General features: G+C 33.2%; 17 protein-coding genes and 1 tRNA gene. 7 read left to right on the top strand and 11 right to left on the bottom strand.

The features are described from left to right. Positions 1–128: 128 nt before the first annotated feature. Positions 129–278 (bottom strand): hypothetical protein, encoded by a 150-nt coding sequence (locus tag M0P98_01070; GenBank protein MCK9265472.1) that lies wholly within the window; start codon positions 276–278, stop codon positions 129–131. Between the two features lie 50 nt (positions 279–328). On the opposite strand from M0P98_01070, the gene M0P98_01065 reads away from it, so the two are divergent. The 6 genes from M0P98_01065 to M0P98_01040 all read left to right on the top strand — a co-directional run bounded on the left by M0P98_01065 (position 329) and on the right by M0P98_01040 (position 4,558). After that, positions 329–2,584, top strand: a complete 2,256-nt coding sequence (locus tag M0P98_01065) for an SGNH/GDSL hydrolase family protein (GenBank protein ID MCK9265471.1) — start codon at positions 329–331, stop codon at positions 2,582–2,584. Between the two features lie 167 nt (positions 2,585–2,751). Beyond that, on the top strand, positions 2,752–3,306 hold the full coding sequence (locus tag M0P98_01060) for a DUF6036 family nucleotidyltransferase (protein ID MCK9265470.1): 555 nt from the start codon (positions 2,752–2,754) through the stop codon (positions 3,304–3,306). Beyond that, the gene (locus tag M0P98_01055; GenBank protein MCK9265469.1) at positions 3,293–3,511 is read left to right on the top strand and encodes a hypothetical protein; all 219 of its coding nucleotides are present in this window, start codon (positions 3,293–3,295) and stop codon (positions 3,509–3,511) included. Before M0P98_01060 ends, M0P98_01055 begins: the two co-directional genes overlap by 14 nt. A 271-nt stretch (positions 3,512–3,782) precedes the next feature. After that, positions 3,783–4,034: a BrnT family toxin gene (locus M0P98_01050; protein ID MCK9265468.1), complete on the top strand. Its 252-nt coding sequence runs from the start codon at positions 3,783–3,785 to the stop codon at positions 4,032–4,034. A gap of 21 nt (positions 4,035–4,055) precedes the next feature. Further along, a complete protein-coding gene (locus tag M0P98_01045) occupies positions 4,056–4,319 on the top strand; it encodes a BrnA antitoxin family protein (GenBank protein MCK9265467.1) in 264 nt (87 codons plus the stop codon). 167 nt (positions 4,320–4,486) lie between these two features. Continuing rightward, a tRNA-Ile gene (locus M0P98_01040) sits at positions 4,487–4,558 on the top strand. Positions 4,559–5,032: 474 nt separating this feature from the next. Here the strand turns inward: M0P98_01040 and M0P98_01035 are convergent. The 6 genes from M0P98_01035 to M0P98_01010 all read right to left on the bottom strand — a co-directional run bounded on the left by M0P98_01035 (position 5,033) and on the right by M0P98_01010 (position 11,979). Next, entirely contained in the window at positions 5,033–7,564 is a 2,532-nt protein-coding gene (locus tag M0P98_01035) for a hypothetical protein (protein MCK9265466.1), read from the bottom strand. Between the two features lie 397 nt (positions 7,565–7,961). Next, on the bottom strand, positions 7,962–8,174 hold the full coding sequence (locus M0P98_01030; GenBank protein ID MCK9265465.1) for a hypothetical protein: 213 nt from the start codon (positions 8,172–8,174) through the stop codon (positions 7,962–7,964). A 125-nt stretch (positions 8,175–8,299) separates the two neighbouring features. Next, positions 8,300–8,629, bottom strand: a complete 330-nt coding sequence (locus M0P98_01025) for a hypothetical protein (protein MCK9265464.1) — start codon at positions 8,627–8,629, stop codon at positions 8,300–8,302. 249 nt (positions 8,630–8,878) lie between these two features. Continuing rightward, the gene (locus tag M0P98_01020; GenBank protein MCK9265463.1) at positions 8,879–9,265 is read right to left on the bottom strand and encodes a hypothetical protein; all 387 of its coding nucleotides are present in this window, start codon (positions 9,263–9,265) and stop codon (positions 8,879–8,881) included. Positions 9,266–9,448: 183 nt separating this feature from the next. Further along, positions 9,449–10,729: a M48 family metalloprotease gene (locus M0P98_01015; protein MCK9265462.1), complete on the bottom strand. Its 1,281-nt coding sequence runs from the start codon at positions 10,727–10,729 to the stop codon at positions 9,449–9,451. A gap of 56 nt (positions 10,730–10,785) precedes the next feature. Next, the gene (locus tag M0P98_01010; GenBank protein MCK9265461.1) at positions 10,786–11,979 is read right to left on the bottom strand and encodes a hypothetical protein; all 1,194 of its coding nucleotides are present in this window, start codon (positions 11,977–11,979) and stop codon (positions 10,786–10,788) included. A 211-nt stretch (positions 11,980–12,190) separates the two neighbouring features. Between M0P98_01010 and M0P98_01005 the strand changes: the two genes are divergently transcribed. Next, positions 12,191–12,637, top strand: a complete 447-nt coding sequence (locus tag M0P98_01005) for a lecithin retinol acyltransferase family protein (protein MCK9265460.1) — start codon at positions 12,191–12,193, stop codon at positions 12,635–12,637. Between the two features lie 177 nt (positions 12,638–12,814). Here the strand turns inward: M0P98_01005 and M0P98_01000 are convergent, their stop codons facing one another. The 4 genes from M0P98_01000 to M0P98_00985 all read right to left on the bottom strand — a co-directional run bounded on the left by M0P98_01000 (position 12,815) and on the right by M0P98_00985 (position 16,703). Continuing rightward, the gene (locus M0P98_01000) at positions 12,815–13,045 is read right to left on the bottom strand and encodes a thioredoxin family protein (protein ID MCK9265459.1); all 231 of its coding nucleotides are present in this window, start codon (positions 13,043–13,045) and stop codon (positions 12,815–12,817) included. A 16-nt stretch (positions 13,046–13,061) separates the two neighbouring features. Beyond that, on the bottom strand, positions 13,062–14,243 hold the full coding sequence (locus M0P98_00995) for a permease (protein ID MCK9265458.1): 1,182 nt from the start codon (positions 14,241–14,243) through the stop codon (positions 13,062–13,064). Positions 14,244–14,245: 2 nt separating this feature from the next. Continuing rightward, entirely contained in the window at positions 14,246–14,581 is a 336-nt protein-coding gene (locus M0P98_00990) for a metalloregulator ArsR/SmtB family transcription factor (protein ID MCK9265457.1), read from the bottom strand. A gap of 382 nt (positions 14,582–14,963) precedes the next feature. Then, a complete protein-coding gene (locus tag M0P98_00985; GenBank protein MCK9265456.1) occupies positions 14,964–16,703 on the bottom strand; it encodes a tetratricopeptide repeat protein in 1,740 nt (579 codons plus the stop codon). Positions 16,704–17,083 lie beyond the last annotated feature (380 nt).

Below are 17,083 nucleotides of genomic sequence, written 5' to 3'. Positions count from 1 at the left end.
ACTACCCCAAACATCCCCTTAGGGGAGAAGGCAAAGAAAGGGGCATTCCTTTTCCGCCTACGGCGAGTTTATCCTTATTCTTGGGACATAGTTTACACTTTTATTCATTTGTAGTTCAAATTAATATTTTAAGCCAAATTAACCTTAACATAACGAAAATCTGTCACTCTCTTTATCAAAAAACCAAGTATATAACTAATAAAATCAATTTGCCATATCCCGTTACCCACCTCTTTACCCCCTACTCTACCAATACTTCTTTTTCTTTCTTTATCCAAAAAAATGTACTATAATAGAACACAACTTTTTAAAACAAAAGGAGATTCTTATGTCAACAGAAAAACAAAAAAAGAGTATTCCAATTGTCCCCCCTAATTTTTTAACTAACCCTGAATTCAAGTGCCTCAAAAAAGATTTTGATTATGGACATTATACAGCCGGTTGGAATGTAAAAGAGTTCGGAGATATAGAAATACACCCAATGAAAGAAGGTTTTAATAAACAAAGTTCTGGCAACTGCGTAAAAATCTTTCCTAAAAAATTATTCTGGCAGTTTATACCTCTTGCTGATTTAGATATTAAACTTAAAAAAAGAAGACTGAAACTTAAAGCAGAAATAAGACAAAAGGAACCTTCCTCAGTAAAAATGAGTCTTAAACTTGTTGGTCCTGAAAGTTCTGACGGTACCTGGTCCCCTTCAGAGTTTGGGTTAACAGATATCCGTGTATTTTATAAACACGGGCGAGGCGAACTTGTTATTATATCCGAAGAAACTTCCTTTTCAGGTAGAACTGATACAGAACAACTCGAAACAGAATGGTTAACTATTGACTGGTATTTTAAGAAGACAAGAGAGTCCTCCTCAGAATATCGAAATGTTGTTGGGCTACAAATCCAGTTTGAAAACATCTCATCTTCCCCAGTGTGGGTTAGATGGCCTCTACTTACAACAAAAAAAGATACACTGTTAAAGTTGGTCAAAGGCAGACAGATTCCTTCTTATTCACAAAAACTTCCCCGCACAATGAAAAAACTTCTTAACGACCAACCTATACATATCCTTACGCTCGGTTCAAGTATAGATAGAGGTAGCGCAAACCCTCCTCTATACCTATACGATGAAAACCCCCAAAGTAAAACCTATAAAGAACCTGTTCCCAATAGCAGGTTTTTTCTTCCAGAAACAGTTGGTAGACCAGACCTTACAGGGTATATAGGTTATTTTCAACACTACTTTATGTATACGGGTAGGTTACGACTTGAATTGATGAGAAAATTTAACTTACCTGTTAGCAGAATCTTGCTTAATGTTATGGCTTGCGATGGTTCAAGTATTGGAGAAGGACATACAGGATTTATTGAATACTCTAATTTATTTAGTGAACCTATCCCAGGTATCAACGGACATTCAGAAGGATACAAATGGGAAACTCTCTACCCTGAACTATTCAAAAAAGGTAAACCTTCACCTGATTTAATAATTTTTGGGTATGGTAGCGGTCACAACGAACAGATAGACGAACCAGATACTGTAGCCGCTTATGAGGGTGCAATACGGTTATTCCAGAGATACCACCCTAACGTTGAATTCCTTTTTTGTTGCTGGCCTGTCAAAAAAGGGAAAGAAGATATTACTACCGGTCCACTAAAAAGACTTTGTTCGCTCTACAATATCCCTTTCATAGATTTAAGAGATTTTGATAGACGGCTACCTAAAAGTACAAACTTTTTTGCGTTAGCAACAGATAACGTCCATTTTCAAGCAGTCGGTCATTACCTGTGGTTTAAACAACTTGAAAAAGGGTTTGAAATTACTGATTTTGACCAAAAATGGTCAAACCAAAAACTTCTCCCTAAAAGAATGAACAAATACTCATACAACTGGGAAGGAGATATGGTAACCTTTACCGCTCCACACCCTCGTTTTGTTGAAGGGAGAATGTTTATACTCGAAGATAGTGCGTTCAATCTTTGGGCATCACACACGCCCCCAGAAACAGATCCCCCCACCACAATGAAGATTAAAATAAATGGAACTCTAATGAAAGACGCTGGGAGAGGTCGCAACTCAATGGGGCGAGATATAAGGAACTCTGCCTTTGCTTATGGTAGATTAGAAACAGGTAACCGTTATGTTGTAGAAATAATCGGTACCAACCCCAAAATTATTGCAACAGACAATAAAGTAGCATTAAACAAAACATTCTTTCCAGCAGACAGCAAAATGTGGGAGAAAAAAGTTGCAATAAAAGAATTTAAATCAGAATGGGGCGCTCCATACGGCTCTAAATATTTTCTTTTAAAAGAAGGCGAAAGCATTGATATTCAAGCAACAGGCAACCTATTTTCAATTGCCTATATTGATGAGAAAGACGGAGGAAAATTTACTGTAAGCGTAAGTAATACCAAACACCAAACAGAAGTAGAAGCAAATGTTCCCTATAAATGCACCAACGGAAACACCTATTATATGGAAAACAGGGTACCTGTTACGGGGGGTTCTTACGGTAAACACAAAATTACAATAAAAACAACTGGTGGAACGGTTCGCATACTTGGTCTTTACGCTTACGACACCAGATAAAAATCGCACTATTGCCTTCTATCCCTCGGAGATACTCGGGATAAACTCATCTTTTATCCGTTACAAACTTTCCACCAACCCTTCCCACCCCAAAATCCACAAAAATTGACATAAAAACGCCTATATAGTACTCTAAAATCTGTAAGGCAAAACATTATCAAAATAATATGAATAATTTACCTAAAGAACTCAAAAAATTGGACACAATAGAGAACGACTTCAAAAGACGTCTCTATTTTACTGGTATCCTCACAAAATATCTCCCTGATGACATCAAACCTATCATAGTAGGAGGTCATGCCGTCGAGTTTTATACACTCGGTTCTTACGCAACAGGAGATATTGATATAGTCACCGATGGGCAAACTGAGATAGAAAATTTACTAAAATTATGGAATTTTCAAAAAATCGGTCGACTATGGATTTGCCAACAAAATAATATTGAAATTGATATTGTCAGCAGCAAATTAAAAAATGGAGATTACTCAAAAATATCAGAAATTATTGTTGATAATTTAAAAGTTTACATCATTGGTATAGAAGACTTAATTATTGACCGCCTAAACGCTTCTGTTTGGTGGAAATCTGAAGAAGATGGTAAATGGGCAAAACAATTGCTAAAACTTCACAAAAAAGAGATTGATTGGAAGTATCTATCCCAAAGGGCAAAAAAAGAAGAGGTTACTCAAGAGTTGGAAAAGATAAAAAATGAGAAAATATAACTTCGACGAATACAAAAAGAAGAACCTTTCTATCTTCAGTATTCAGAGAGCAGAAATAAATCAAACAAAGACCGTAAGAAAAAGACCACGACACCCAGAAGAATGGAAAGCATTTTATATATTAACTAAAGCAAAATGGGAAAGATGGACAAAAGAAAAGAAAATCCAAAAAACAGGTGAAAGAAAATACCGCCTTACAATATAACCTAATTCACAAACTAACTTCTCAATGACCACCATTCAATTTCTACAGGAATAAACAATTCTCTTTTTGCCTTCTATCCCTCAGAAATACTGTCGGGACAAGATCCCTCGGGGGTACTCTGAATAAACCACCGCAGGCAAAAAGAATCCTTAATGCTCTTTTAATCTTTAAATGACATCACAATTCGGCCTGTTGACAGGACATCATATCAACCGTATAATTTAGATAACGATAAGAGATTCTGATAAGATATCAATTACAAGGGAACTGATTGAAAAAAATTGAAGGGTTAATCTGGCTCGAAGAAATTATTGAAAAACTTTTACGCAAACACAGAGTCAATCAAACTGAAGTAAAAGAGGTATTTAGGAATAATCCTCATTTTAGGTTCTTAGAAAAAGGATATCGTTTAGAAGAGGATGTTTATGCAGCAATGGGACAAGCGGATAGCGGTCGCTATCTTATTGTCTTTTTTGTGTATAAGAAAGATAAGAAGCCCTTATTGTATCGGCACGGGATATGAGCCGTGCGGAGAAAAAAAGATATGAAAAACAACAAAAGTAATTTATCCAAAGCGAAGTCTTATAAAGAGATTGGAAATTTTTGGGATACCCATGATTTGTCGGATGTTTGGGATAAAACTCAAGAAGCACAATTTGATGTAGATATCAAATCCGAAACAACTTATTACGCATTAGATAAAAAGTTAGCTGAACAACTCCATACAATCGCACAAAAGAGAGGTATTTCTGCTGATACCTTGATAAATTTGTGGGTACAGGAAAAACTACAAGAACAGAATGTCTGAGTCTCTAATTTGATATAGGGAACATATCTCGAATAAACAAGGTCAACACGCTCTTTTCCAAGACAGAATTTTTAGCATAAAAAATTAGCTCTTGAAATTTTTTTAACAAAATAGTATAATAGTAGAATGTAATTTATTGATTATAAAGAATTACAGAAAAAAATTTAGGACCCGTAGCTCAAGGGCAGAGCAGCGGACTCATAATCCGTTGGTTGCTGGTTCGAATCCGGCCGGGTCCATTTCTTTTTTAATGGAGGACGGGTTCGAACATGGTTCGGAACCGAGACCTGTCTTTCCCCTAATCATACACTATGGGCTGCTGAGGTCGAGCTGTATGGCGTAGTTTGCCAGCACAATCCGGCCGGGTCCATTCTTTTTTTATGGAGGCCGGGTTCGAACATGGTTCGGAACCGAGACCTGCTTTTTCCCTAATCATAACAAGATATGGTAGAAATCTATTATCGTCTACGATAGCTATATTCCCACTTAATCGAAGTTTTCAAATATCCTTCTTGAAACTTTTGAAATGAGAACAATTTTATTTTTAATTTTGCATTTATTCTTATGAGAGAATAGGTTTTTTAATTGAAAAGTACGAAAACCTGTATGTATAAGCTATCAAATAGACAGGTAGATATTTAAATTATTCGTCACTATCTTTTCAGCTTATATTGCACTTGCTTAATTAACCTTCATCTTGATTTTTCACATTATTATTGATTTGATGAAAATTGATTTAATAATAACTTACTATTTATCAATATTGATTTATTATTAAATTCTTCTAAAATAGCAACTAATTTACACATTGATAAATTAATCATTTCTTCTTTAATCGGAATAAACATATTGTCAAGAGTATTTATAAATTTTTCTAATTGTCCTATTTTATTGATATATTTATCATACGCTGATGTAAAGTTTTTTATTACTATTTTATCCTTTCTACCCCTTAAAAAACTAAAAAATCCTATTATGCCAACACCTATCCCACCAACTAAATAACCTAAGATAACTCCGCCCGCACCCCATTTAGAAATTTCCATCCATTCCTTCCGTCCTATTATTTCTGAATATTCAGGGAAAAAAGATAATGCTTCTTCACTACACACTGCTATTTCCTTTTTAAGAGTGAAATACTTCTTTAACGAGCTTAAAATATCAGCACACCACTTTTCTTTTTGAAACATATCAATTTTTGTATCTAAAGAAATCGAGTCGGTTGATGAAATATATAAATGTGGAGTTAACAAATTATCTACAATACTATTATTATGGTACGAAATAAATTTAGTTACTACACATTCAATTGCAATACAAAGAGAATCCTTGTCGGGTAGACATATATTTAAACTCTCTTCCATTTTTTCAATAATTTCTTCCGTATCTATCTTTTTCCCTGAATATTTTTTAAAAAAAGCATCTATTTCTTTTAATTCGTTTAGAGAGTCTACTATAATATACATTATATGCTCCAATAATGCCTTATCTAATATTGAAACATAGTTTTTTCTTACTGTATCTCTTATTTTAGCAATTATTTTATTGTTTTTGTTAACAATGCGCCTATATCTTCTCAAAGACATTCTTGCTCTTATTCTTGAGAAAAAACTTATCTTTTCAATAGAGTCTTCTATATTTTCAAGGCGAGAATTCAGTTGCTGTTTTACCATCAAAAGAAACATCTTAAGTTTTTCGGATTCTATTTGAGCTATTTTAGCACGCCTTAAAGCAAGGAGAACAGATTGCATAATAACAGTATTTTGTGAAGCCAATTTTTCTAAAAACCAAGGAATTGCTTTTTGAACTTGTAAAAGATTTTCTTCGTTAACTGATTTAAGATGTTTATTTTTCCCTGTTATGGTATGCCAGGATCTTTGAAACCATTTTTGATTTTTTATCTGTTCCAAATTCTTGCTGGTCACTTCTAAAAGTTGAGTAATGTCCCCTATTCGCTCTTGTAACATTACTGGATCCTCTTTAGTTTCTTCAACAAAAGCAGCAAGTGTATATTCAAGTTCATCTATATCTTTGGATTGAAAACGCTTACCACCAACAATTTTATCAATATTTTTCAATGATAATTTTGTTTGTTCTTTCATAATTTCCCCATGTGTTAGTAATTCTTCTATTATTTTTTTGTCCACATTTTTTGAAATTTGATCTATTTTTTTAAAATCTTGTATTTCTTGTTTTAATTTATCAATAAAAATTTCTTGAGTATAAAATAGTTGAGAGCTTAAATTAGCAAAATTCATCCACCCTTTTGCTATATCCTCATAAAATTGTAAATCACTCAATATTTTAGCATACGTACCTTCTTTGAACATTGGAGCTATAATTTTGTTTAATCCCATTCCTACAACTATCATAACTGGTATTGTCACGGGATACGCTACCCCTAATGTTTTTGCACTATATTGAACTGCAATATTTATTATTGCAAAACTACCTCCCATAATGGAACTTTTTGCAGAATCTTTAAGAATTATTTTTGCAAATTGTTCTTCAGAAATTTGCCCGTTAACATATTGCTTGTAATTTGATATAGTCGAAAGCCCCACTCCAATAATAGCACCTATGACTGCTCCCTTGAATGCTTCATTTAAAACACCCATTGTATGCAAACCAGCAAAAGCTTCGTTTTGTGCCAGTTGCTTAAAACGCTCTTCACCAATGTTGATAAGTTCCTCATCACGCATAATAAAAATAAATCTTTCTTTTGGCATGCCCAGTTCAAGAGCTTTATTGTATATTGACTCATTTACAGCAAAATAACGGTCAGGAGGATACTCAAATAATCTTTTTGCACCTTGAAGTATTGTATTTGAAGTTATACCTGTTTTGCATTCTATAAAAACTTTCTTACCTGTTAACAAATTAGAAGATATAACATCTTTCCCAGGAGCATTAACAGCAATGTTAGTACCTGTAAACCCTGGAAGTTCATTAATATTTAATAAACTGGGGCGATACTTATTAAATACCTCCCACTGAAAACCCTGGTATCTTAGCACAGTTTCTACAGATGTAGGGTGAGTTTTCGAGTAATTTGCTATTGCTTCTATAGAATTAAAAAATTGTCCACCCTTATAACTTTGAGTTATATATTGCCAATAACTAGCATTATTTACACATTGAACACCATCGTTAAAAACCTTAAATCCTGCAGCAACACTCCCAATTTTTTCCATCATATCTTTTAATTCTTTAGGAGAAATCTTTGTGCTTGAAGTTTGTTCCATTTTAATGTCCTTGAAAACCTATTAAAATTCTATCTACTGTTTCATATAGTTTCTCTTACAACTATACGAACCATTTTTAAATAATATCTAAAGCTACTATAGTTAATTGAATAGAGCTAATTTTACACCTACCATTTAAGTTCTCAAAAAACGATTATTTACGTTTGAAAATTTTTCTTATAAGATTCAATGTATTCTTTAATACCTATAAATATCTCTTGATATCTTGAATAGAGGTATTCATACATCCATTGCTTCCAATCTCAAAGCCCTTTGTTATACTGCTTTTGTAGAAGAAACTTAAAATATTTAAAGATTCTTTCTCCTACTTTTGCATTTTATTATGTAAAAAACAAATTCATTGTCATCAAACTCAGGCCCAGCAATTGTTTATAGATTATTGTGCCAGTTTAACTTTAATAGCAGGAGTCGAGTATGAATCTACTGATCTGCCTCTAACTTGCTCAATATTAACCTTTATTATTTCTTTCTGAGCATTAGCAACCTTTGGAGTTAAGAAGCCCTGTAACAACAGTCCTAACAAAGCTACAGCAATCACTGTAAGGATAAACTTAGTATATCTGTCTACTTCAAATCTTACTTCTGCCATTTTACCTCCTATAAAAAAGATATTTTTACCAAATTTGGCTATACGACGCCTTTAGTTGTTGCTTTTTTAACACAACTCAAAACATTAGTAACTGAACAAGAAAAAGGGCAGGTCTCAAATTTCAATTATAGTGGAACCTCTATAGGATTATCGCAATCTTGGCAATTGTATAATTTTGTAGGTCTGTTATGTTGCGAATACATACTTGCACCCAATAACCCTCCCCAAAAACTTTTTGTTACCATTCCAGATAGAATTCCTGCAGATAAATTACTAACACCTGTCCCAAAACGTTTAGTCATTACATAAGTTGCGTAACCACCACAATATGGACAGTTTATTACATCTCCTGCTGGCTTTATATTTGCATTCATTGGCTGTATGGATTTTTTTACAGATGGCTGAGGTCTCGTTTCATCTGTTTTTTTATCAGTTTCTTCCGGCTTTTTTATCATTGATAAACAAAAAAGGTTCAAAAGCTCCAACAATTCTTACAAGCATTTCTCACACCTCCCAATTTTATGAATATCCGTTAAACCCTAATTCACTTGCTTTAGCCATCTTCTTCGCCACTATACAAACAAAGCTAAAGTCTTAATCTTATTAAACACTCCCCCCCTTCAAAGTCGAGTTTGCGAATTGAGAAATAAAGGGAAAATAAGCACCATATTAGCATCTTGTGATACATTTTTATCGAATGCCTATTATTCTTTTTCTACGCAGTATTTTATAATTTCCTTGTATACTTCTGTGCGATAATCACGCCCTAAAGGATGTTTTTGATTAGCAAGAATATGTTTTTGAAAAAGTTGCCAATAATAAATTGACTTGTCTGGACATTTCTTCGAACAAAAATATTCTGCAAATGCCAATCCCTTAGCGTAACAAGAAAAGCAACTACGCATACGGACAAGCAAACTATTTATCAACGGTAACAGAAATTCTTTTATCTCCTCTGGCTCTAATTCATCTATAAGCGGAACCATTCTGGAAAACCCTTCCATACCAGCACTATTACGCTGAAGAGGATGTGATTCGCTATGTCTATTACCTATAATTCTCTCAATTTCAGTTTTTGTCGTTTCCTTCATTACAGTAACTCTCAAAAGAAAATTGGATAAACAATGAAAAAAACTATTAACAAAATTCACTAATAGTTAGATGATTTCAAGCCACCCTACTCCCTTACTATCAAATCTTTACTACAATACCTTCTTATTAAATCCTGTGTTGTGATGTTTTTTTATTTCACATTACAAATTTTAAAGATTTTACTATTCCTCAAACGGTCTGAAAAAAAACTTTAACTTTTCTACAAGAATGTCATTTAAAACCCGAGGATCAAATTGTAAATGTTCCAAAGCTATATCAGTTAACATTTTTTCACCTTCATCTGTTATTCTTTTATCACTTAGCATCAATTCAACAAGAATTGCAACTACGTGATATTTTAATTCGGGATATTTCTCTCTAATTATCTTTGCGTTTTCTTCCATTGTTTCTTGAAGGTTTTTATCTTCCATCATATTTTGTATTAAGTCCATCGAAAAAAGATAGTAGTTAGATGCAAAATTACTTAAATAATAAAACCCGTTCTCACTAAACCCTTCACAAGCATTCATTATCATTATGCCTGCAGCAATGACAAAAAAAAGCAGGGTACTTTCTTCTTCATTTGCAGGATACCTTTCAAGTTTCTCAGTTAGCTCTTCATCTAAACCATCAAGCAAGCAATCTCTTTCTTCATTTTTGCCTCCTTCTAATATTCTTTTCATTACACCAGAGTTATAAAACCTATTCAATGCCACAATTCTCATAGGGTTTGCAGGATGTTCCGTATTCATCTTATTTGCAAAATATTCCATTTGATTTGCATTCATATCTTTAAAATTTTCTACTGCAAAGTCAATAATACTTGATATATTCAATTTTAGATGTTTATCTGCTAACCCCGAGGATAGTTTTACAATTGCTCTTATAGATGTTTCAAGGTCTCCGATTAGAAATAAAGCCAGCCTATCAGCCGATATTTCCGCAAGCTTCTGCCAAAATAAATAACTATTAAACAGTAGTAAAGGACATCGTTTCTCTCCTTCCTGTGGATATAAAAACCCATAGGTAGAATCAATATAAGAATGTTTATAAAAAAGGTGTGCCAATTCATGAGCTATCACAAAAGCCAATTCATTTTGATTAAACACATCAAACAATTTACTATTTAAAGCAATAATATGCGGGATAGATGCATCGTTCGAATATAATGAGAATGCGTTTAAATCAGGATGGCTAACAATAAAACATTTTACTTCTTTATCGCTAAACCCAATCTTTTTTGCTAAACCATAAAATAACGAAAATATCTCAGAACCAACTGTTGTACTAAGAGGAAGATAATATCCTTTAAAATAAGACGTCAAATACAAAAAATCATCCTTATTTTGATCTTGGCTATTAAAAATTCTATTGATAAGAGAAGCATTCCACGCTGATTCTAAAAATTCACTTACTTCTTGTTCTTTTTCAAGTCGAATTTTATTGAAAATATCCTTTGACATACTTCCTCCTATGTTAAACTACTGAGAATAACTACCTAACAACCAACGGCGTTAATTTATAATTTTTGTATTTTTATATTCATATAAGATGATACAAGATACGCAAAATACTTTGCATGAGTCTTATCTGGCAGGTCGCCTACAGGAAAAACATTAATAACAGATGCGTAATTGTTTCTCCCTACATAGATTATGGTTACCTCTCCTGTATCTTTTATATTAGTAACTCGATTAGGCGGTTTTACATTAATATTTTCGCTCCAGAATATCTTGTTTATCTTACTAAAACGGGTAAGTTTATCCAAAAAAGATTTCTGATTCTTATCTACGTAATGACCTTTTTCGTGAACCAATTTATCAACTGGGTCAACTGTTGAATCTTTTAAAGAAAAGATCAAATCAGCGTTGAAACCTTTTCTATTTTTTCTCAATCTATCTATTTTATTTTGAGAATCTGACAACTCTAATTCAGCAGATTCTAACATCTCTTCATATTCTGCCATCTGTTTTTTTATTTTTTCTTTTTCTTTTTCACTTCTATCAATGTCAACAACATACATCTTCTCAAGATTCTTTTGCTCCTCGATTAGGTTATCTATTTTATCTTGAAACCCCTTTTCCCTTTCTTCTTCCAGAATAAGATTTTCTTCTATGGTTAAAAATTCATTCCTAAACTCTTGTAAATTTTCACACTGGTTACCATTGTTCCTAAGACACCCCTCAACAAGAGTCCACAGAGCATCGGAAACATCAGAGATTCGTTCAAAACCGTATTTTTCCTTATATTCACGCAAAACAGATAAATATTTCACGTACTCATCAGCATACTCCCAACCTAAATCAAACCTACCTTGTAAAGCATATTTAACAGGTGGGCTTATAATCCCGTAATTCACTGGGTCAACCAATCTTAGAATAATTGAAACAACCTCAATATTTTTGAATATTTTATAAAGCATCTGGATAGTTTCAACTTCTTTTTCTGGTAAGGTAGAAAAAACACCAACAGTTTTTTTAAGGTCAGTACGCATTTCCCAGCGTGAAGGCATTACCCAAAAATCTTTGAAAATCCAATCTTTTGAAGTTTTAAGGTTTTTAAGCAACCGCCAGGATAAAAATGCGTCTTTAGTTTTTAGGTAGGAGAAAGTTTTCTCGAGATTGCATAGTTTCAACTCTCTTCCAAACAGATGTTTTTCTAGATTTTCTTTACAGGTTAGACAAAGCTTGAGGTCAAAACTTTTTGTATCCATTAAGCTCCTCTGAATAATAATTTTAAATTATTATATTATTAACCACTTTTTTAGCTATCAATGGTACGCTGTAAGCAACTTCCTCTCAAACTTATTCTTAATATACATATTAAAGAACATTTCTCAACTTCTGTCAATCTTACACAAGGCAATCGTCTTTATTTTCAATTATTTTATATGAAAAAATATGTTTTTCTGGTAAAATATATATATGAGAAAAGAAGAATGTATTCCGGGAAGCATAATTAAAAGAAAAATTTATGGTGTCGTCTGGCATATGGGTATTTACGTTGGAGACGGTAAAGTTATCCATTACCATAACCCTAAAGACGATAAATTAGATCAGAGCAGTACCAAAATAAGAAAAGAAAACTTAACAAAATTTGCTAATGGACAGGCAGTTTTCATTCATGCTGAACCCAGAAACGCTAAACATAGTAAAGAGATAGTCAATAAAGCTGAAACATTTTACAAAAATCCGAAGGATTACAACGGTAAATATAACTTTGTTTTTAACAACTGCGAGGATTTTACCTCTACTTGCTTTGGTAACCACTCAGCCCCTATGAAACAGACCACAAAAGCTGCTGTTGTTTTGGTAGCGATAGGCACAAGTTTAATAGTGAAAAAACTCTTAGATACTGACAAAAAAGTGTAAGAGATTAAATTTTAATTTAATCCCTGTTCTCAATTATTTTTAAAAGTTCGTCTGATAGTTTTTTATCAAGTTTCAACTTAACAAATATACACACCTATATGTTTGTATTTTCCTTTATACTTGTCTAATAAGATAGCATCTCTCAGAATATATAATATTACTTTATCTATCAATGAGTCAGGTAATCAGTTTTTTTATATCCTCCACTGTGAGCGCCTTTCCTACATTTTTAACCTTTCCATTAATAACAAGGGCTGGAGTGAGCATCACACCATAATTCATAATATCATTTAGTCTGGTTACCTTTATTATTTCAGCTTCTATTTTAAGTTCCTTTACAGCTTTTTCTACGTTTGCTTGAAGTGCTTTACACTTCGGGCACCCTGTTCCCAAAATTTCTATTTTCATTATACGCCTCCCGGATTTATAGCAAACCAAAGATAAAACCACTTATTGTAGCCATTATTACTACCAAAGATACATAAACTATTGTTTTCTTCCACCCGATAACACTTTTTATAACAAGCATACTGGGCAAACTGAGAGCAGGACCAGCAAGAAGCAACGCCAATGCAGGACCTTTACCCATACCCGAACCGATAAGTCCTTGTAATATTGGTATCTCCGTTAGAGTGGCAAAATACATAAACGCTGCTACAAGAGAAGCAAAAAAATTGGCAAAAAAAGTGTTTCCGCCAACAAGAGTTACTACAAATTTATTTGGAATAAATCCTTCATATCCTGGTCTGCCAAGCAGAAATCCTGCAACAAAAACACCTATAAGAAGTAGTGGTAGTATCTGTTTTGCAAATATCCATGTTGCATCAACCCATTCCCTAATCTCCTTTTTTTGAAACCATTTTCTCAGTATAAAGGATAAAAAAAGTAGTAACGTGCCTGTTATATACCATTTGAGAGTGAATATTATTCGAAAGATTAAAGTATCGCTACTATTAGGTCTTGCAAAATTAGCAAATATCAGAATTCCTACCATTGTAAACAAATAAACTATATTTTGTTTAATACTTCTGGTTTCTTCTTCTTCATCAAGCTCTAAGGAGTTATTTTCAACCTGCCTTTGACGCTCCTCTTTTATAAAAATAAGGTGCATAAGAAGCCCAATAATGATACTGAAGAAAATAGCACCAACTGCCCTTGCAACACCCAATTCCCAACCCAAAACTTTTGCAGTAAGGATAATTGCCATAATGTTTATTGCAGGACCAGAATATAGAAAAGTAGTTGCGGGACCTAACCCAGCCCCACGCCTATAAATACCAGAGAATAGCGGCAACACGGTGCAAGAACAGACAGCAAGGATAGTCCCAGAGATAGAAGCAACTCCATACGCAAGTGCTTTTTTTGCTTTAGGACCAAAATATTTTAATACTGTGCTCTGACTAACAAAAACAGAGATTGCACCAGCTATAAAAAATGCTGGAACTAAACATAAAAGAACGTGTTTTTTGGCATATTCCTGAAGCAGTGCAAAGGCTTCAAATAAAGGATTTCTAAATGAAAGTAAGGATAGAGGGAAAAAGTAGAAAAATACAAATATTAATATTACCACAGAAAACTTTTGCCATTCTTTGAATATTGTTTTCATTTTTATTTCTTTACAAGTTTGTATCTGTCAATAGTTTTAATTTTTAAAGAATCCCTTTTAACTTGCGGAACATTATTAATAATTTTTAAGATTTCTCTCTGTAACTCAATAAGGGTTTCTTCCCGCAGAAGAAAGAATTCTGTAAAGAGTCCTTTTTGTCGCTCACCTATGATACCTGCCTCTTTCAATTTTAAAAGATGTCCCGTAACAGAAGGTTGCTTTATTCCAAGTACTGCTGTTATTTCACAAACACACAAATCCTCTTTTTCAAGCATTTTTATAATGCGAAGGCGATTTTTATTAGCTAGCGCCTTTAATTTTTTTTCTATTAAAAACATTTACCACTCCTTTTACATAGGCATTTAACTATATAGTTATACCGCTCATATTTTGTTTGTCAACACCTTAAAATATAAGATTTTTGACGTTTTATAGCATATAGGTATTTATGCTTGTGGAGGCAGGAGTTATGCAATTATTACAACCTAAAAGGAAGGTACAATATCAAAAAAACATACAGAAATCCGAAGGATTACAACGGTAAATATAATTTTGTTTTAAACAACTGCGAGGACTTTACCTCTACTTGTTTTGGTAACAACTCAGCCCCTATGAAACAGACCACAAAAGCTGCTGTTGTTTTGGTAGCAATAGGCACAAGTTTAATAGTGAAAAAACTCTTAGACACTGACAAAAAAGTGTAAGAGATTTAATTTTAACTTAATCCCCGTTTTCAATTATTTTTAAAAGTTCATCTGCTAGTTTTTTATCAAGTTTTTTTAGAATCTTATATTGCTTTTGGGCAGATGCAACTTTTCCTTCTTTTAGATAGACCTTCCCTAATAACAAATACGCATCTACATATTTTGGATTTAATTCTACTGCTTTGTTTAGCATTTCATTCGCATCTTCATACTGCTCAAGTTCATTGTAAGCTCTACCTAAATTGTAGTAAGCTTCATCACATTTTGGATCTAAGCTTATTGCTTTATCTAATTTCTTAATTGCGCCATCATACTGTTTAAGATCAATATAAGTTTCACCTAAACCGAGATATGCTCCTTCAAATTCCGAATCAATCTCTATAGCTTTTTTATATGCTTTTATTGCTTCAGAATATTTTTGTAAGAAAAAATTAGAATTCCCTAAGAAGAAATAAGCAATTGTCAATTTAGGATTTAAACTTATTGCTTTATTTGATACCTTGATTACCTCTTCATATTGTTTAAGAACAGTATAAGCTGCACCCAAGTAGATATATGGTTCCACAAATTCTGGATCAATCTTTATAGATTGCTTCAACACTTCTGTTGCTTCCTTATGCTGTTTAAGACCATTGTAAGCTACACCTAATTGATAGTAAGCTCCTGCTGATTTTGGGTCTAAGATTATTACCTTATTTAATACTTTTTTTGCATCGGCATACTGTTTAAGTTCATTGTAAGCTATGCCTAATTGAATGTAAGCTCCTGCTGATTTTGGGTCCAAACTTATTACTTCATTTAATACTTTTATTGCATCGGCATACTGTTCAGTATTATTGTAGGATATGCCTAATTGATAGTACGATTCCAGATATTCTGGATCAATCTCTATTGCTTGTTTCAACACTTCAATCGCTTTCGTATATTGTTCAAGGTTATTATAAATCTCTCCTAAATTAGCATAGGATTCCACAAACTTTGGATCAACCTCTATTGCTTGTTTATACGCTTTTACAGATTCGGCATATTGTTTTGTAAATTCATAGGTTAAACCTAGTAGGAAATATGCCTCTACAAATTCTGGTTCAATTTCGATTCCTTGTTTATATGCTTTTATTGCTTCAGAATGCTTTTGCAAGCAAAAATTTGCATATCCTAATTGCAAATAAGCGTATGCTGATTTTGGCTCTAAGCTTATTACCTTATTTAATACATTTATTGCATATTCATACTGTTTAAGTTCATTGTAAGCTATGCCTAATTGAATGTAAGCTCCTACAGATTCAAGATTTAAACTTATTGCTTTATCTAATACTTTTATTGCATCTTCATACTGTTCAAGTTCATTATAAGTTATACCTAATTGATAGTAAGCCTTTGCTGATACTGGGTTTAAACTTATTGCTTTAGTTAATACATTTATTGCGTCTTCAAAATGTTTAAGTTTATTGTAAATTTCACCTAAACTGGCATAAGCTTTTGCAAATTTTGGATTAATCTCTATTGCTTGTCTCAATATTTCTATTGCCTCTTCATAACATTCAAGGTCACAGTAAGTCAGACCAGAATATAAATATATTTTTTCATCATCTGGATTATTTTTTAGTGCTTGTTCACAAGTTTTAATTACAGATGGGTAGTTATCTAATTTTTTGTAAGCCTCTGCTAAACTAATATATGCTTTTATATCACTTGGATTTTCTTTTATCTTTGCCTTGAATTTCTTAACTTCTTCTTTCCATTTATTTAAGTCCATACTTACCCCCCCTTATAGTATTAAAGCAAAACTATATTAGTTCTTATTTATTTTTTTGATTTTTTCATTCTTTCGCCTTCAGAATATTGCTTAATCTCACTACCCAATGCCACAAAATAACGGATAAACCTCATCCCATTAAACTCTTTGCACCCCCCCCCACCCTTAATTCCTCTCCCTCAAGGGGAGAGGGCAAAGAAGGAAGGTATTCCTTTCCGCCTTCGGCGAGTTTATCCCGAGTATGCCCGAGAGAATTGTCACGCTAAGAAATCCCTCAGAAAAGAATTCGGGATAAACCCTCACCCTTTCTTGCCCTACGGGCTCCAATCAGCGAGGGCAGTTCACCGACTCTCTGCCTTGCCAAACGATGCTCATTACTC

It is taken from the genome of bacterium (assembly GCA_023230585.1).
Taxonomy (GTDB): domain Bacteria; phylum Ratteibacteria; class UBA8468; order B48-G9; family JAFGKM01; genus JALNXB01.
The sequence above is the reverse complement of the archived record's forward strand: the minus strand, read 5'-3'. Positions and strand labels throughout refer to the sequence as shown.

What these genes read in the sequence shown, in the direction of transcription:
- M0P98_01065 (MCK9265471.1), top strand. Translation starts at nt 329, where the DNA reads ATGTCAACAGAAAAACAAAAAAAGAGTATTCCAATTGTCCCCCCTAAT.
- M0P98_01060 (MCK9265470.1), top strand. Translation starts at nt 2,752, where the DNA reads ATGAATAATTTACCTAAAGAACTCAAAAAATTGGACACAATAGAGAAC.
- M0P98_01055 (MCK9265469.1), top strand. Translation starts at nt 3,293, where the DNA reads ATGAGAAAATATAACTTCGACGAATACAAAAAGAAGAACCTTTCTATC.
- M0P98_01045 (MCK9265467.1), top strand. Translation starts at nt 4,056, where the DNA reads ATGAAAAACAACAAAAGTAATTTATCCAAAGCGAAGTCTTATAAAGAG.
- M0P98_01035 (MCK9265466.1), bottom strand. Translation starts at nt 7,564, where the DNA reads ATGGAACAAACTTCAAGCACAAAGATTTCTCCTAAAGAATTAAAAGAT.
- M0P98_01030 (MCK9265465.1), bottom strand. Translation starts at nt 8,174, where the DNA reads ATGGCAGAAGTAAGATTTGAAGTAGACAGATATACTAAGTTTATCCTT.
- M0P98_01025 (MCK9265464.1), bottom strand. Translation starts at nt 8,629, where the DNA reads ATGATAAAAAAGCCGGAAGAAACTGATAAAAAAACAGATGAAACGAGA.
- M0P98_01020 (MCK9265463.1), bottom strand. Translation starts at nt 9,265, where the DNA reads ATGAAGGAAACGACAAAAACTGAAATTGAGAGAATTATAGGTAATAGA.
- M0P98_01015 (MCK9265462.1), bottom strand. Translation starts at nt 10,729, where the DNA reads ATGTCAAAGGATATTTTCAATAAAATTCGACTTGAAAAAGAACAAGAA.
- M0P98_01010 (MCK9265461.1), bottom strand. Translation starts at nt 11,979, where the DNA reads ATGGATACAAAAAGTTTTGACCTCAAGCTTTGTCTAACCTGTAAAGAA.
- M0P98_01005 (MCK9265460.1), top strand. Translation starts at nt 12,191, where the DNA reads ATGAGAAAAGAAGAATGTATTCCGGGAAGCATAATTAAAAGAAAAATT.
- M0P98_01000 (MCK9265459.1), bottom strand. Translation starts at nt 13,045, where the DNA reads ATGAAAATAGAAATTTTGGGAACAGGGTGCCCGAAGTGTAAAGCACTT.
- M0P98_00995 (MCK9265458.1), bottom strand. Translation starts at nt 14,243, where the DNA reads ATGAAAACAATATTCAAAGAATGGCAAAAGTTTTCTGTGGTAATATTA.
- M0P98_00990 (MCK9265457.1), bottom strand. Translation starts at nt 14,581, where the DNA reads ATGTTTTTAATAGAAAAAAAATTAAAGGCGCTAGCTAATAAAAATCGC.
- M0P98_00985 (MCK9265456.1), bottom strand. Translation starts at nt 16,703, where the DNA reads ATGGACTTAAATAAATGGAAAGAAGAAGTTAAGAAATTCAAGGCAAAG.